This window comes from Pseudomonas sp. 05L36 (genome assembly GCF_056398125.1).
This window is the reverse complement of record NZ_JBFTOU010000018.1, coordinates 40,113-56,733: the sequence shown is the minus strand read 5'-3', so window position 1 is coordinate 56,733 and position 16,621 is coordinate 40,113. Positions and strand designations below refer to the sequence as shown.

Genomic DNA, 16,621 nt, shown 5'->3' with positions numbered 1-16,621 from the left:
GCAAATCTCAACGCTTTTCGAGGTTTTCCGGCAGCGGCGCAAACAGCGCTTCGATATCATCGCCCTGCAGTTTCCAGTCCCCGGCCTTGCGCCCATCCAGCACGCCGGCCGCGAGGTCGGATTTTTCCTTTTGCAGGTGCTGAATCTTTTCTTCCACCGTGCCGCGCGCAATCAGTTTATAAACGAACACCGGCTTCTCCTGGCCGATGCGATACGCCCGGTCAGTCGCCTGGTTTTCCGTCGCCGGGTTCCACCACGGATCGTAATGAATAACCGTGTCCGCTTCGGTCAGGTTCAGGCCAACGCCACCGGCCTTCAGGCTGATCAGAAATATCTGACGTTTGCCGCTCTGGAATTCCTTCACCGGCGTGCGGCGGTCGCGGGTCTGGCCGGTCAGCAGGGCGTAGGCCACGCCGCGTTTGTTCAGTTCGTCTTCGATCAGCGACAGCATTGAAGTGAACTGCGAGAACAGCAGGATCCGTCGACCTTCCTCGAACAATTCCTCGAGCATTTCCATCAGGCTGTCGAGCTTGCCTGACGTGCTGCCACGGCTTGGCAGGGTCGCCTCGTTGACCAGGCGCAAATCGCAGCACACCTGGCGCAGTTTCAGCAGCGCTTCGAGAATGATGATCTGGCTGCGGGCCACGCCTTTGCGGGTGATCTCGTCGCGGACTTTCTTGTCCATGGCCAAACGCATGGTTTCGTACACGTCGCGTTGGGCCTCGTTGAGTTCGACCCAGTGGATGATCTCGGTTTTCGGCGGCAACTCGGTGGCCACCTGTTCCTTGGTGCGGCGCAGCAGGAAAGGTTTGATCCGGCCGTTGAGGTGCTGGAGCCTGACCTCGCTGGTGCGTTTTTCAATCGGCACGCGGTAATCGCGGTTGAAGCTTTTGACGTCGCCCAACCAGCCGGGCAAGAGGAAGTGAAACAGCGACCACAGCTCGCCCAGATGGTTTTCCAGCGGCGTGCCGCTCAGGCACAGGCGTTGCCGGGCATTGAGCTCACGGGCAGCCTGGGCGGCCTTGCTGCTCGGGTTCTTGATGTATTGCGCTTCGTCCAGCACCAGTATGTGCAAGGGCTGCGCCGCCAGGCGTTCGACATCCTTGGGCAGCAGCGCATAGGTGGTCAGGATCAGATCGTAGTCAGCCAGCTTGTCGAAGTGCTTTTTGCGGCTGGCACCGTATAGCGCCAGTACCTTGAGCTGCGGCGTAAAGTGCGCCGCTTCGTCGAGCCAGTTGGGAATCAGGCTGGTCGGCATTACGACCATGCACGGCCGATCGAGGCGGCCGGCGTTTTTCTCGCTCAGAACATGCGCCAGTGTCTGCAGGGTTTTGCCCAGGCCCATGTCGTCCGCGAGAATTCCACCCACTTCCAGTTGTCGCAGCGACTGCATCCAGCTCAAGCCTTCGAGCTGATACGGACGCAGCGTCGCATTCAGGCCGTCCGGGGCGGTGGCCGTGTGGTCCTTGATGTCGCGCAGGCGCTGGGCAAAGGTGCGGATCTGTTCGCCACCCTCCCACAGTAGTGGCATGTCTTCCAGCGGGTTCAGGCGCGTGGCATCGGCCTTGCTCAGGCGCAGCGTGGTGTCGCCGGGCTCCTGCAGGTAGAACTCGCCGAGGGTGGCCAGCACCGGCTTCAAGCGGCCGAAGGGCAGGGCGACTTGCAGCGGGCCGTACTCGGAGTTCGGGCGATTGGGAATGTTGACCAGGATCAGCTCGTCGTCGCGGCGTCGGGCCAGGCGTTCCGGGTTGAGGATTTCGGTGTGGGAGCGCATCAGGTTGAGCAGGATCGGCAACAGGCTCAGGCGTTCGCCGTTGACGATGATCCCCAGTTCCAGATCGAACCAGTCGCGCTCCGGTGCCTGTTCGACCGTGGCGTACCAGTCGTCTACCGCCGTCAGGTCGAAACCGAAGTCCTCGTCGATCTGCAATTCCCAGCCCTGGGTGCGCAACTTCGGCAGTTCATTGAGGGTAAAGGTCAGCCAGGCGCTGTCATTGACCATCTCGAACAGCTCGCCGGCACTTTCCGGCAAGGCCTTGCTTTGCCGGGTGGCGACTTTGAAACCGAGGATTCGCAGCTGTTCCCGGTAGGACTGTTCCACTTCCGGGTGGCGTTTTATCCGCAGCGTCTGGGTTTCCTGACGAATCAGGATGTCGGAGTTTCTCTGCCCGGACACGTACTCGTCCAGGTAGCTGAAAGACAGCGCCGCCCGATGCTGAATGTACCGCTGCATTCGGCCGTTGCGCGGTTCGAACGCGCTGAACTCGATGCTGGCCAGCCACAGGCGCGGGACGGGCTGCACATTGTCCACCAGCACTTGCGGCGGGGCTTTCGGGCTGCGGTTTTCCAGGACTGCCTGGAGTTTTTCCAGAAGTTCGGCGTCTTTGGCGGCAGCGGGGAAGTCGAGGGTTTCCTGCACTTGCAGGAGCACCGCTGCGCAATGTTTGCAGTTGATGTGGACCGGGCAGGAGCAGGTGGCGTCGACCATCAGCAGCGTGCCCTTGGCTGACTCGCGCAGGCGAATGGTCTGACGGTAAACGTTACTGCCAGAGCCTTCGCAGGCGGCAATGATCGTGGCGTCGCCGGCCTCGACGATCCTGACACGATTCTCCAGCGCGTAACGGCGACCACGCTCCAGGCTCTGTTCCTTGAATCGGCTGACCCAGGATGGTGCCAGGGGTTTGCTCAGGGTCGCGGACATAGGGAATCAGTCCGGAATTTCTTCGGGAGCTGCTCGGGGTGCGGGAGCGGTCAGCGAGGTGATCTTGATCAGCAGGCCGAGGTGGCCGTTGTCGAGGAAGTTCAACTGGCCGTTTTTGGTGTGGCTTTCCTGTTTCAGGCGCTCGCTGGCGGTCACCATGCCATTGGCATCGATCTGATTGACCCAGAAATCGGCGTCGACGTCGGTAAAGCGTCCCAGCGTCATGTTCAGCGTGCCCTCGATCGGGAACTGACCATATTGTTCCTTGCCGTCGCTGATCGCCACTTTGCTGGCGTTTTCGCCGAGAGTCTGTTGCCAGGCCTTGTGCAGCAACACCGTGTAGTCGGCGCTGCTGGTGAGTTTTTCCACCTCGCCATTCAGGCTTGGTGTACGCAGGCTGTCGGGGCTGACGGGTTGGGCGCCAGCGGCCCAGTCTTCCGGTGCGGCGCGGCTGACAATCGCCGGCACGGCGTTTTGACGGACCAGAATCATTTCGACCTGATACAGGTCATCGGCAAATGCCGTGGGTGCAACCAGTGCTGGTATCAACAGGGTCAGCAAGGTCAGTGAGCGAAACAGGCGCATGCGGCGTCCTTCAAGCAGTTTTCGGAACGAGGCGCTCGAACAGCGCCTCTACAGTATTGAAGCGCTCTTCCGGGCGCTCCATCGGAACCATGAACTTGAACATCGTGGCGCCTTCGAATTTGTAGCGTTTTGGCTGGCTCTGGATCAGTTTGATCAGGGTCAGCGGGTCGACCGGCGTCTGTGCGGCGAACTCGACGCGACCGCCTTGGGGGCCGCCATCGACTTTCTTGATGCCCAGTTGCTCGGCCTGCAATTTCAATGCAGTGATGCGGATCAGGTTCTTGGTCGGTTCCGGCAACAGGCCGAAACGGTCAATCATCTCCACCTGCAAATCCTTGAGGCCGTCCTCATCGGTGGCCGAAGCGATGCGCTTGTAGAGAATCAGGCGGGCGTGAACGTCCGGCAGGTAGTCCTCGGGAATCAACGCCGGAACCCGCAGGTTGACCTCCGGACCGCCGCCGAGCGGTTGGTCGAGGTTCGGCTGCTCGCCCTTGCGGATCGACTTCACTGCGCGCTCGAGCATTTCCATGTACAGCGTGAAGCCAACGGCCTGGATCTGCCCGCTCTGGCCGTCGCCGAGCAGTTCGCCGGCGCCACGGATTTCCAGGTCGTTGGTGGCGAGCACGAAGCCCGCGCCGAGGTCCTGGGTGTTGGCAATCGCTTCCAGGCGCTTTTCCGCGTCCGGGGTGATTTGCTGGCGTGGCGGCGTCAGCAGGTAGGCGTAGGCCTGGTGGTGGCTGCGTCCGACCCGGCCGCGCAACTGGTGCAACTGTGCCAGGCCGAACTTGTCGGCACGCTCGATGATGATGGTGTTGGCGCTCGGCACGTCGATGCCGGTCTCGATGATGGTCGAGGCGATCAGCACGTTGAAGCGCTTGTGGTAGAAGTCGCTCATCACCTGTTCGAGATCGCGTTCGCGCATCTGCCCATGACCGATAGCGATCCGTGCTTCCGGTACCAGTTCGGCGAGGTCGGCGGCGCATTTCTCGATGGTCTTCACGTCGTTGTGCAGGTAGTAGACCTGGCCGCCACGCAGCAACTCACGCAGCAAGGCCTCTTTGACCGTGCTCTTGTTCTGCTCCATGACGAAGGTGCGTACCGACAGGCGACGAGCCGGCGGCGTGGCGATGATCGACAGATCGCGCATGCCCGACACCGCCATGTTCAGCGTGCGCGGAATCGGCGTAGCGGTCAGGGTCAGGATGTCGACTTCACTGCGCAGCGCCTTGAGCTGTTCTTTCTGGCGTACGCCGAAACGGTGTTCTTCGTCGATGATCACCAGGCCGAGGTTTTTGATCTTCACGTCGTCCTGCAGCAACTTGTGCGTGCCGATGACGATGTCGATCTTGCCTTCGGCCAGGTCCGCGACCGCCGCATTCACTTCCTTGGCCGACTTGAAGCGGCTCATCACTTCCACGGTCACCGGCCAGTCGGCGAAGCGGTCGCGGAAACTGTTGTAATGCTGCTGGGCGAGCAGGGTGGTTGGCACCAGGATCGCCACCTGGCGTCCACCGTGGACTGCAATGAACGCGGCACGCATCGCCACTTCAGTCTTGCCGAAGCCGACGTCGCCGCACACCAGGCGATCCATTGGCTTGGGCGCGAGCATGTCTTCGCGCACCGCTTCGATGGTGGTTTGCTGGTCCGGGGTTTCTTCGAACGGGAAGCCGGCGCTGAAGGTGGCGTAGTCGGCTTTCGGATCGGCGAAAGCGTAGCCTTCGCGGGCGGCACGACGGGCATAGATGTCGAGCAACTCGGCGGCCACGTCACGCACCTGTTCGGCGGCTTTGCGTTTGGCTTTCTGCCAGGTCTCGGAACCGAGGCGGTGCAGCGGGGCCAGGGCGTCGTCGCTGCCGGTGTAGCGGGCGATCAGGTGCAGGTTGGCCACCGGCACGTAAAGCTTGGCGCCTTCGGCGTACTCCAGGGCGAGGAATTCAGCGGTCTGGCTATCGATTTCCAGGGTTGCCAGGCCCAGGTAGCGACCGACACCGTGATCGATGTGCACCACCGGCGCACCTTCGCGCAGCTCGGTGAGGTTCTTGATCACGGCATCGTTGTTGGCATCGGCGCGCTTTTCGCGGCGACGGCGCTGCATCACGCGCTGGCCGAACAGCGGGCTTTCCGCGACGAGGGCCAGGGCCGGGTCGTCGAGCAGCAAGCCTTCGTCGAGCGGGGCGATGGTGATTGCCAGGCGATCCTTGCCGGCGACAAAGTCCGGCCAGCTGTCGACGGTTTTCGGTCGCAGCTTCAGACGTTCCAGCAGCTCCAGCAACACTTCGCGGCGGCCTGCGGATTCGGCGGTGAACAACACGCGACCGGGGAACTGGTCGAGGAATTCGGCCAGCGCTGCCATTGGCTGGGTGGCCTTGGCTTCGATGGCCAGGTTCGGCAGCTCGCGAGCGGGGAAGCGCTCGCGACCGCTACCGCTTTCCACGTCCTGTTGACTGGCCACCACGCGCGGCCAGTTCTTCAGGCGCGCGAAGCAGTCTTCCACCGGCAGGAACAGTTCGGCGGGTGGTAATAAAGGCCGGGACGGGTCGACGCGGCGTTCTTCATAGCGATTGCGCACGTCGTTCCAGAAGTTTTCCGCGGCCTGTTCGATACCGGGCAGCGAGAACACTTGCGTGTCCTGGGGCAAGTAATCGAACAGGGTCGAGGTTTCTTCGAAGAACAGCGGCAGGTAGTACTCGATACCGGCCGGGGTAATCCCGCTGCTCAGGTCCTGAAAGATCGGGCAGCGGCGGAAGTCGACGTCAAAACGCTCGCGAAACCGCGCCTTGAAGCGGGTGACCGCTTCTTTCTGTAGCGGAAACTCCTTGGCCGGCAACAGCTTGACCGAGTCGACTTTGTCGATGGAGCGCTGGTTCTCCGGGTCGAAGGTGCGCAGGGTTTCGATTTCGTCGTCGAACAGATCGATGCGATACGGCAGCTTGCTGCCCATCGGGAACAGATCGATCAGCGAACCGCGAACGGTGAACTCGCCATGCTCGTACACGGTATCGACGTAGCGATAGCCGGTGGCCTCGAGGCGGGTGCGCATTTGCTCGACGTCGAGTTTCTGGCCGATATCCAGCACCAGGCTGCTGCCGAGCAGGAATCTGGTCGGCGCGAGGCGGTGCAGGGCGGTCGTGATCGGCACCACCAGCACGCCATGGCTCAGCTCCGGCAGCCGGTACAGGCTGGCGATGCGCTGGGAAATGATGTCCTGGTGCGGTGAGAACAGGTCGTAGGGCAGGGTTTCCCAGTCGGGAAAGTGCAATACGGGCAAATCCGGGGCGAAGAAGCCCAGCTCCTGTTCCAGCCGTTCGGCACTTTGGCTGTCGGCGGTCAGCAGCAGGGTAAAGCGCTTGGCAGCGCTGGCGGCCTCGGCAATGGCCAGGCTCAGGGCGGCACCGGGCAGGTTGCCCCAGTGCTGTTTACCTGCCGCGGCAGGGAGAAGCGGTAGACGCAGAACGGGCACGGAAGGTTGAGCTCCAAGCGTTGCGACAAAGTCGGTAATTGTAGCGGTCTACGATGCCGCCTGTCAGTTGCTGACTGCGTCTAAAGCACGGGTTTGGTGAAATGTAGTGGTAAAGACAAAATTCGGCGGTTTTTTGCCAGAAATTACTGAATATGTAGTGGCAAAAACAACGAGTGTTACGGAGGGTTACGGATAACGAGGCGTGACCTCCAAAAAATTGACTGCGCTGCAAGCCCCGGTTTTATTGGGCTGGCGCGATGCGTAAGTTTTTTGAACGACGATTTGTTACGTAAAGCACGACGGGCGCGCATTGCTACGGCGGTCACTCGGCGGCATAATGTAGCCCCTTTTTTCTGCCCCTACATGTGGAAGGTTCCCGTGACTCAGAAGCCCGACCAGTGTCTTGGTGAATGGATCGACCGTGAAGCACTCGCAGAAGCGATGATTCCGCTTATCGGTCAGCTCTACCGCAATAACAACGTGGTGAGCTCGATCTATGGCCGCAGCCTGATCAATCGTTCAGTCATTGCGATTCTCAAAGCTCACCGCTTTGCTCGTCACCGTCAGTCCGACGAAAGCGAGCTGTCCGTCCACGAAACATTCCCGCTGATCAAGGCGATGAGCGAGCTCAAGCTCGGCGCCGCTTCGGTGGACCTGGGCAAGCTGGCGGCCAAATTCAAGGCCGAAGGCAATGGCCGTACTGCCGAGCAGTTCGTCCGTGAAGAACTGGCTGACGTGGTTGGCCAGCAAAACGTATCCGCCCGCAAAGGCACCGACGTTGTCCTCTACGGCTTCGGTCGTATCGGCCGTCTGCTGGCGCGCATCCTGATCGAGAAAACCGGTGGTGGCGACGGCCTGCGCCTGCGCGCCATCGTTGTCCGCAAGGGCGCCGAGAACGACCTGGTCAAGCGTGCCAGCCTGCTGCGCCGCGACTCGGTCCATGGCCCGTTCGATGGCACCATCACCATCGATGAAGCCAACAACACCATCACCGCCAACGGCAACCTGATCCAGGTGATCTACGCCAAGAGCCCGGCCGAAGTCGACTACACCCAGTACGGCATCGAAAACGCTCTGATCGTCGACAACACCGGTGTATGGCGTGACGCTGACGGTCTGGGCCAGCACCTGGCCTGCCCGGGCGCTGCCCGCGTGATCCTCACCGCACCTGGCAAGGGCGCGCTGAAGAACATCGTGCATGGCATCAACCATGGCGATATCAGCCCTGACGACAAGATCATCTCGGCGGCTTCCTGCACCACCAACGCCATTGTGCCGGTGCTCAAGGCAGTCAACGACAAGTACGGCATCATCAACGGCCACGTCGAAACCGTTCACTCGTTCACCAACGACCAGAACCTGATCGACAACTTCCACAAGGGCAGCCGTCGTGGCCGCGCCGCGCCGCTGAACATGGTAATCACCGAGACCGGTGCCGCCACCGCAGCCGCCAAGGCGCTGCCAGTGCTCAAGGGCAAGCTGACCGGCAACGCGATTCGCGTTCCTACGCCGAACGTGTCGATGGCCATCCTGAACCTGAACCTGGAAAAGGCCACCACTCGCGAAGAGATCAACGAGTACCTGCGCCAGATGGCCATGCACTCGGATCTGCACAAGCAGATCGACTACGTGAGCTCCCAGGAAGTGGTTTCCACCGACTTCGTTGGCTCGCGCCACGCAGGCGTAGTGGACGCGGAAGCGACCATCACCCAGGATAACCGCGTTGTTCTGTACGTCTGGTACGACAACGAATTCGGTTACAGCTGCCAGGTGGTTCGCGTGATGGAAGACATGGCCGGTGTAAACCCGCCAGCATTCCCGCGCTAAGCCTTTAGCGGCACATGAAGCGCCCCGACCTTGGTTGGGGCGTTTTTGTTTGTGCGCTCCGCAATAAATACGCTTTAGAAACAATCCTGTAGGAAAAGGATCGTTTCTTTTGGCGAAATTTCTGAACCATTCTTTTGACCCTGCCGTGAGAGTCGCGCCGCTGTTAGCGTCCGCCGCATTATTTCTGAACACCCTTCCAAGGATAAGGATTTTGAAATGAATGCACCCTTGCAGCCTTTGTATACCAACGATGTTTCCCCAGAGTATCTGCGCAGTCTGGACAATCCACACTTCACTGAGCAGCAAATTGCGCAATTCCATGAGCACGCCCAAGTGGTTGTGCGTCAACAGCAGGCTTACATCGACACTCATCCTGCTATCGCCATCTTCCGGTGCGCAACCGAGGGCAGCCAGACCCGTAACGGCGGGGTGATCCAGCAAGGGACAGAGCCGCTGGAGTTCAAGTTGGAAAATGGACGGTCGGTGCGCGTAGCGCGAACAGGCGACTACGTCCTGTATGCCGATGGCAGTACAGCGCAAATCATCACCGGCGCAGGGCAAGACAACAATGATGTGGCGCTGGTCGGCAGCGTGCTCAGCAATGGCGACGAAATCATCAATACACCGCAAGGCGGCTACGTGTTTATTGCGCGCGAAGGTGTGTCGATGGGCGAGGATTTTTTGTCATCGGTCGCGGACTGAGTGGCGAAGTCTGGCGCTGTCCAAAGCTGTCTCAGTGCTGCGTTGCTTAAATGCTCACGCAGCTGATGGTCGAAAACTTTCTGCACTCGGCCGGAAGTAACGGAGAAAAAACTCAATGAAAGAAGGACATTTCATCGGTCTGAATGACCGAACCACTTGTGGTGGCAAAGTTCTGGATGGTGACACCCGGATCATGATGTATGGCGTTGCCCACGCCTGCGATGGTGATCGAGTCACGTGTGGAAAAGACGGGAAGACGTATCGGATCGTCGGTGGCATTTCGCACATGATCAGTCATGGAAAGCCCATGGCTGGTACGCTGGACAGTTACAGTAATTGCCCCTGTAAAGCTCGGCTGATCCCCTCCGTAATGACGGCCACGTATCAAAGCAACGCAAGCCCTGCGCAGCCGGCTACCAGGGCTGCGGGCTCATCGGCGGCTCCGGCTGAAAACAGCTTTACAGCCAAGCCTCAGGTGGTTGATCTGAAGCGGGCAGATAAAATCTCTGCACCACCCGGCGACCTTGGTGGAAGCGAAGCCTGTAACCATCCAGACCAGATGGAAGAGCTTGCCAGCTACATTGCAGGTGAGATGAACAGGAACATCAAGCATCCGTCCGTGTTGAAAATGAAAGAGCTGATGAGCTACGACAGCGGCGCGCAAGCCAGGAAATTTCGGGCGTTACCCTGGTACGCCAGACTGGCTGGACCACCAAATTTCAACGGAATTGCATGGACGAAGAAGCTTGAGGCGATGGCGATCTGGACTAAACAAGTGGGTCAAAACATGGAGTGGGATCACAAGCCGAAACTTCGGGAGCTGTTTCCTGGGGTACGACACAAGCAAGGGAAGTATCTCTACTACTACGACATTTGGTCGAACATCCACTACGGTTATGTCGGAATCATAGGTGGACTTTCAGAAAGCTTACTGCTAGACGGAGCAGGGGCCGAGCAAATCGCCTCAGATACCCTGCGCAAAGCCGAAGAGTTACGTACAACGCCCAAAGAGGATAGAGAGCTCCTTGGCCCTCGTCCTACAGCTAGCCCTTGGACTGAATTGCGATCATGGGATGATGTAGCTGATAGAGTGTCGATAAGCATCGGTATAAAGCTCGCCCATCAGCACCCTGAAGGCGGGATATCAGCGCAGATGATCATGAATAAGGTGCTGGCAGTTCCACCAGAGAACTGGGGAGATGGAGTCCGTGTCCACGTCTGTAAATAACCCCCGATCTCGTTACTTACGGTGGCTATGGATTCCGTTTTTACCACTGCTGCTGCCACTGTTGGTATTGCAGTTGATGGCCCTCTGGAATGTTTATGTTCTACCCAGTGCAACCGTCAATTATTCCAAAGATGCCGAGCACGGATTGCGGTACACCTGGAACGTTCAAGACCGGATATACAGGGGGCGGATGTCCCCAGGAGGTGCCACCAGTGACCACGGATATCTATCTCCGGATGCCGAATTTTTCATGGAGTTTTCTTGGGCAGCCGAGAACGGGCGTTGGCACTGCATCAGCATTAAACCTAAGTGGCCAAATACGCATATATTCCTCGACTCCGACGGCAATATTGATATGTGGGAGGGGAGCGGTACTGACGTGGATCAGTTGAAGGAGTGCCAGTGGGACTTGGCGAAACCTTGATGTGTGCCATAGTTGACGATCAGTATCGGTGTGAGATGGGCCAAGTAATACCCACAGAGCGGGATATCCATGGATGATCGTGAATAAGGTGTCGGCAATTACTTCATAAAGCTGAGGGGATGGAGATCGTGTTCACACCTGTACGTAAAACAGGTCCAAGGTATAGAAGGTGGTTGTGGATTTCAGTTGTGTTTTTGGCCATCACTCATTGGGATATTGCGTTACCTACTGTGACTGTTCACTACTCCGAAGATGCTCGTGGCGAACTTAAATACATATGGAACGTGCAGGACCGTATTTTCAAGGGGCGTATGCAACCCGGAGGCGGTACGCGTGATTATGGCTTTCTGTTTCCGGATGAGAATTTTTTCATGGAAATTTCCTGGTGGAACGATGGCGCGCTCCGACATTGCGTCAACGTAACCCCTAGGTGGCCCAATACGCATATTTACCTCAATGCCAATGGCGACATTGATTACAGCGAAGGCAGTGGCACGGATACGCATCGACTAAAGCAATGCTTCACGGATACCGCAAGCCCATGAAGAGTAGTGAGATGCACAACTTGTAAGGTGAATCTAGGAGACGGAGTCCGTGTCCATTCCTGCTAATAAACCTCGGTCGCGATACATTCGGTGGCTATTGATTCCGTTGATACCACTATTGCTGCCATTGGTGGTTCTTCTGCTAATCGCCCTCTGGCAAATTATTGTGCTGCCCGCCGCGACGATTCATTACTCCAAGAATGGCGAAGACGAATTGCGGTTCATCTGGAATGTGCAACACCGGATTTACAAAGGAGGCCTCCCTCCAGGCAGCAGCACACGGGATCATGGGTTCTTGTTTCCAGATGAGAAGTTTTTCATGGAGATCTCTTGGTGGAGCGATAAAGATCTCCGACACTGCGTAAATATCACCCCGACATGGTCCAATACGCACATCTACCTTGATGCCAACGGCGACATTGATCGCAGCGAAGGCAGTGGCACGGATTCGGATCGACTGAAACAATGCGTCACCGATACCGCGACTCCATGAAAAGACCCCGTTTGCAGCCGTTGCTGTTCGGTCAAGTATTTAGTAGGAGCGAGCTTGCTCCGGGCGGCGTTCCGATGATGCAGCCAAGAGCGCTGCGTTTAGCTGGTAAGCATGCGTTATCGTTGACGACCATCGCGAGCGAGCTCGCTCCTACAGGGATTGGTGGTGTTTGCGTGGTAGTGATTACGCCAGCCATCCAATGTAGGAGCGAGCCTGCTCGCGATAGCGGTCTGACAGAAATATCGATGTTGAATGTGATGGCCTCATCGCGAGCAGGCTCGCTCCYACAGRGWTTGGTGGTGTTTGCGCGGTAGTGATTACGCCAGCCATCCAATGTAGGAGCGAGCCTGCTCGCGATAGCGGTCTGACAGAAATATCGATGTTGAATGTGATGGCCTCATCGCGAGCAAGCTCGCTCCCACAATGATTTTTGGATACCCGCAGATGTTGCGTACACCTGATAACCCTGTGGGAGCGGGCTTGCCCGCGATGAGGCCATCACATTCAACATTGATGTCGCCTGACAGACCGCCATCGCGAGCAAGCTCCCACAGTTTCTATCGCATAATGGCGAGCCTCGATGGTGTGTCAGGGGGGCTTCGGGGGATGCAGGATTTGTTGATCTGGCGGATATGGTGCTTTGTGTTGATCGTCCTGTTGTCTGGTTGCGGCAATGGCGACACTCTGGAAACCTTCGGCGGTCCCACCATGGGCAGCACTTATTCGATCAAGTATGTGCGCCACGCCGGCCTGCCGGCGCCGGACGAGGTCCGTGTCCAGGTTGAGCAGATCCTCGCTGACATTGACCGGCAAATGTCGACCTACCGCAGCGACTCGGACATAGAACGCTTCAATGCGTTGCCTGTGAACGGTTGTCAGGCAATGCCGGCGTCGATCCTCGAATTGGTCCGCGTGGGTGAGCAGCTGTCAGTGCAAAGTGAAGGTTCCTACGATCTGACGGTGGAACCGTTGCTCAACCTCTGGGGATTTGGTCCGCAGGCCCGCGGGGAAAAAGTTCCGACCGCTGAAGCGCTGGCCGAAGCTCGCAAGCGGGTCGGTCACGAACACTTGCGCATCGAGGGCGACCAGTTGTGCAAGGACGCCGCGGTCGAGGTCGATTTCAACAGCATCGCCGCCGGTTTCACCGTTGACACGATTGCTGCAAGGATCGAGGAAAAAGGCATCCACGATTACCTCGTCGAAGTCACCGGAGAACTCAAGGCCGCTGGCAAGAAGCCCGACGGCTCGCCATGGCGCATCGCCCTGGAGGAACCGCGGGATGACCGGCAAGTGGCCGAGCGCGTCATTGTTGTCGACGGTTATGGCCTGTCCACTTCCGGCGACTATCGTAATTATTTCGAGCAGAACGGCCAGCGTTTTTCCCACACCTTCGATGCGCGCACCGGTGCGCCGATCTCACACCGTCTGGCATCGGTCACGGTGATTCATCCTTCAGCGTTGATGGCCGATGGCTTATCGACGCTGTTGTTGATTCTTGGTCCGGAGCGCGGTTGGGACTACGCAGAAAAGCACGATATCGGCGCATTTTTTGTGATTCGTGCCGATACAGGTTTCGTCACACGCAGCAGTCACGCTTTTGAACGCCTCAGTGGCGAAAAAACCGAATGATTTCGGCGATTTGAGCATTGAAAACTGGCGTTGTAGCGCAGGCAAAAGTAGCCTACGACGCGACCAAGGGTTAATGTGCGCGGCGTTGACGCTTCTATAGACTGTGTCCGGGTTCTGCACTGGCCCCAAATTGTTCCTTCATGCCACGCATTGGCGTGATTTAGCCGCAGGCGCCGAGGGTGCCGCGGCCTGTTCTGAGGAGTACGCATGGCTGTCTACAACTACGACGTGGTGGTGTTGGGTTCCGGCCCGGCGGGAGAAGGCGCGGCAATGAACGCCGCCAAGGCAGGGCGCAAGGTGGCGATGGTCGATAGCCGTCGCCAGGTCGGCGGCAACTGCACTCACTTGGGCACCATCCCGTCCAAGGCACTGCGTCACTCGGTGCGGCAGATCATGCAATTCAACACCAACCCGATGTTCCGGGCCATTGGTGAGCCGCGCTGGTTCTCGTTCCCGGACGTGTTGAAAAGCGCCGAGAAGGTCATCTCCAAACAAGTCGCTTCGCGTACCGGCTACTACGCCCGTAACCGCGTCGACGTGTTCTTCGGCACCGGCAGCTTCGCCGACGAGCAAACCATCGAAGTGGTCTGCGCCAACGGCGTGGTCGAAAAACTGGTGGCCAAGCACATCATCATCGCCACCGGTTCGCGCCCTTATCGCCCGGCGGACATCGATTTCCACCACCCGCGTATCTACGATAGCGACACCATCCTCAGCCTCGGCCACACCCCGCGCAAACTCATCGTTTACGGCGCCGGCGTGATCGGTTGCGAATACGCCTCGATCTTCAGCGGTCTGGGTGTATTGGTTGAATTGGTGGATAACCGTGGTCAGCTGCTGAGCTTCCTCGACTCGGAAATTTCCCAGGCGTTGAGCTATCACTTCAGCAACAACAACATCACGGTTCGCCACAACGAAGACTACGACCGCGTTGAAGGCGTGGACAATGGCGTGATCCTGCACCTCAAGTCCGGCAAGAAGATCAAGGCCGACGCCTTGCTCTGGTGCAACGGTCGTACCGGCAACACCGATCAGTTGGGTCTGGAAAACATCGGCGTGAAGGTCAACAGCCGTGGCCAGATCGAAGTCGACGAGGCGTACCGCACCTGCGTGCCGAATATCTACGGTGCCGGTGACGTGATTGGCTGGCCGAGCCTGGCCAGTGCCGCCCATGACCAGGGCCGTTCGGCCGCTGGCAGCATCGTCGATAACGGCAGCTGGCGTTTCGTGAATGACGTGCCGACGGGCATCTACACCATTCCGGAGATCAGCTCGATCGGCAAGAACGAGCAGGAACTGACCCAGGCCAAGGTGCCGTACGAAGTGGGCAAGGCGTTCTTCAAGAGCATGGCGCGGGCGCAGATCGCCGGCGAGCCGCAAGGCATGCTGAAGATCCTGTTCCACCGTGAAACCCTGGAAGTGCTGGGTGTTCATTGCTTCGGTTATCAGGCGTCGGAGATCGTGCACATCGGTCAGGCGATCATGAACCAGCCGGGCGAACTGAACACGCTGAAGTATTTCGTCAACACTACGTTCAACTACCCGACCATGGCCGAAGCCTATCGGGTAGCCGCGTACGACGGCCTCAACCGGCTTTTTTGAGCGGCTCCGGCCGGTGGCCTGAGCCGGCCGGGGAGACCGATTTCAGCAATTCTCGAGGGTGGCGGTGGCCAAACCGGGAAAGTCTGTAATCAGGCTGTCAACGCCGAAGTCGGCGAGTCTGCGCATCAGCGCAGGCTCGTTGACGGTCCACACCGACACATGCAGCCCCTGACGCTGCGCCCTTTGCAGGCGTTCCGGCGTGCACAGGGTCCAGTTCAGCGCCAGAATCTCACAGCCATAGCTGGCCGCGACCTTCAGCGGGTCGAGCCAGGCATACTCGGCGACCAGCCCGCGGGACACGTCCGGCACCAGTTCCAGCGCAGCCTTCAGCACTTCACGGGAACTCGAGGTGATGGTCACCTTGTCCATCAGCCCATGACGTTGCACCATTTCGCGAATCGCCAGCACGGTGGTCGCGGCACGCATCCTCGATGCGCTTTTGACTTCCAACTGCCAGTGATCGAAGTCGCATTTCTCGAACAGTTCTTCCAGCGTCGGAATCGGGCACGGCTTGATCCAGTCCGGGCCGCCCTTGCGTGCGTCATACGTCACCAGCTCGGCCGCCGTGTGTTCGACGACCTTGCCGCGACGGTCCGTGGTGCGCTTGAGGGTCGGGTCGTGGATGACCATCAACTCGCCGTCCATGGACAGGTGCAGGTCCAGTTCACAGCGACGCACGCCGTGCTTGAGACATTCCTGAAAGCTGGTCAGGGTGTTTTCCGGTGCTTCGCCCTTGGCGCCGCGATGGCCGTAGATGAGGGTCACGGTTCTTCCTTAAATTAATTGCCTGATTCGAGCTGTTCGCGGGCCTGGCGTCGTTCCTGGGCCTGCTTTTGCAAGATGTGGCGGGCCAGCAGTTGGCGCTGGGCGTCGGTCGGGTGTTCGAACTCGGTGCCGACGTCATAGCCATCGCCCCTGCGGTCGCAGTGGGTGACGCGAGCGCGCAGCTGCAGGCCCAGGGCTTGCGGCATCAGCACCAGCTTGACCGACAGGCGTGCGCCGGCGGCGATGGGATGTGGATGCTGAAAGTCGATGCCGCCTTCGGAAATGATCACCGGCCGCGGTTCGCCGATCTGCCCGAGCACTGTCAGAGCGACGACCTGACTCAGCAAATCGATGCGTTTGTTCTGGGATTTGAGGAATGCGGCTGTCGTGCGGTCGCGTTCGCTGATCTGGCGCAACAGGTGTTGCGACTCGAATTCGCTCAGGTGCAGTTCGCTGAGCAAGTTGAAGAGCGGGGAAGCATCCTGCAACACTTCTTGGCCTGCGGCTTCGCGAGCGGACAGGGGCCGAATTTCCAGTGCGATCGTATCCTCGATACGGTAGTATTCGCGGCGATCTTCTTCATCTAATGTCGACATGGCGAACCCATGGTAGCGGCGGTGGTCTGAGTGTAAAGCTGGTTATCGACCCCCGCCACAAGGA

12 protein-coding genes are annotated in these 16,621 nt (G+C 58.9%); 7 read left to right on the top strand and 5 right to left on the bottom strand.

The window, feature by feature from the left end:
- Nucleotides 1–7 precede the first annotated feature (7 nt).
- From AC1DKH_RS19250 to mfd, 3 genes are read right to left on the bottom strand one after another with little or no spacing between them, the layout of a single operon-like run.
- Nucleotides 8–2,701, bottom strand: a complete 2,694-nt coding sequence (locus AC1DKH_RS19250; RefSeq protein ID WP_477798958.1) for an SNF2-related protein — start codon at nucleotides 2,699–2,701, stop codon at nucleotides 8–10.
- Between the two features lie 6 nt (nucleotides 2,702–2,707).
- Entirely contained in the window at nucleotides 2,708–3,286 is a 579-nt protein-coding gene (locus AC1DKH_RS19245) for a CsiV family protein (protein ID WP_477798957.1), read from the bottom strand.
- Between the two features lie 10 nt (nucleotides 3,287–3,296).
- On the bottom strand, nucleotides 3,297–6,746 hold the full coding sequence (mfd, locus tag AC1DKH_RS19240; protein WP_477798956.1) for a transcription-repair coupling factor: 3,450 nt from the start codon (nucleotides 6,744–6,746) through the stop codon (nucleotides 3,297–3,299).
- A gap of 363 nt (nucleotides 6,747–7,109) precedes the next feature.
- Here mfd and AC1DKH_RS19235 point away from each other — a divergent pair, with 363 nt between their 5' ends.
- From AC1DKH_RS19235 to sthA, 7 genes are all read left to right on the top strand, one after another.
- A complete protein-coding gene (locus AC1DKH_RS19235; RefSeq protein WP_477756617.1) occupies nucleotides 7,110–8,573 on the top strand; it encodes a glyceraldehyde-3-phosphate dehydrogenase in 1,464 nt (487 codons plus the stop codon).
- A gap of 216 nt (nucleotides 8,574–8,789) precedes the next feature.
- Nucleotides 8,790–9,275, top strand: a complete 486-nt coding sequence (locus AC1DKH_RS19230; protein ID WP_477798955.1) for a hypothetical protein — start codon at nucleotides 8,790–8,792, stop codon at nucleotides 9,273–9,275.
- 115 nt (nucleotides 9,276–9,390) lie between these two features.
- On the top strand, nucleotides 9,391–10,503 hold the full coding sequence (locus AC1DKH_RS19225) for a polymorphic toxin type 44 domain-containing protein (protein WP_477798954.1): 1,113 nt from the start codon (nucleotides 9,391–9,393) through the stop codon (nucleotides 10,501–10,503).
- Between the two features lie 543 nt (nucleotides 10,504–11,046).
- Nucleotides 11,047–11,472, top strand: coding sequence for a hypothetical protein (locus AC1DKH_RS19220; RefSeq protein ID WP_477798953.1), 426 nt, complete (start codon nucleotides 11,047–11,049; stop codon nucleotides 11,470–11,472).
- Nucleotides 11,473–11,590: 118 nt separating this feature from the next.
- Entirely contained in the window at nucleotides 11,591–11,965 is a 375-nt protein-coding gene (locus AC1DKH_RS19215; protein ID WP_477798998.1) for a hypothetical protein, read from the top strand.
- 606 nt (nucleotides 11,966–12,571) lie between these two features.
- Entirely contained in the window at nucleotides 12,572–13,594 is a 1,023-nt protein-coding gene (locus AC1DKH_RS19210) for an FAD:protein FMN transferase (RefSeq protein WP_477798952.1), read from the top strand.
- A gap of 207 nt (nucleotides 13,595–13,801) precedes the next feature.
- On the top strand, nucleotides 13,802–15,196 hold the full coding sequence (gene sthA, locus AC1DKH_RS19205) for a Si-specific NAD(P)(+) transhydrogenase (RefSeq protein WP_007984277.1): 1,395 nt from the start codon (nucleotides 13,802–13,804) through the stop codon (nucleotides 15,194–15,196).
- Nucleotides 15,197–15,238: 42 nt separating this feature from the next.
- On the opposite strand, the gene AC1DKH_RS19200 is transcribed toward sthA, so the two are convergent.
- Together AC1DKH_RS19200 and AC1DKH_RS19195 are read right to left on the bottom strand one after the other, a co-directional pair.
- Entirely contained in the window at nucleotides 15,239–15,961 is a 723-nt protein-coding gene (locus AC1DKH_RS19200; protein WP_477756820.1) for a glycerophosphodiester phosphodiesterase, read from the bottom strand.
- 14 nt (nucleotides 15,962–15,975) lie between these two features.
- Nucleotides 15,976–16,557, bottom strand: a complete 582-nt coding sequence (locus AC1DKH_RS19195) for a PilZ domain-containing protein (RefSeq protein WP_477798951.1) — start codon at nucleotides 16,555–16,557, stop codon at nucleotides 15,976–15,978.
- Between the last annotated feature and the right edge of the window lie 64 nt (nucleotides 16,558–16,621).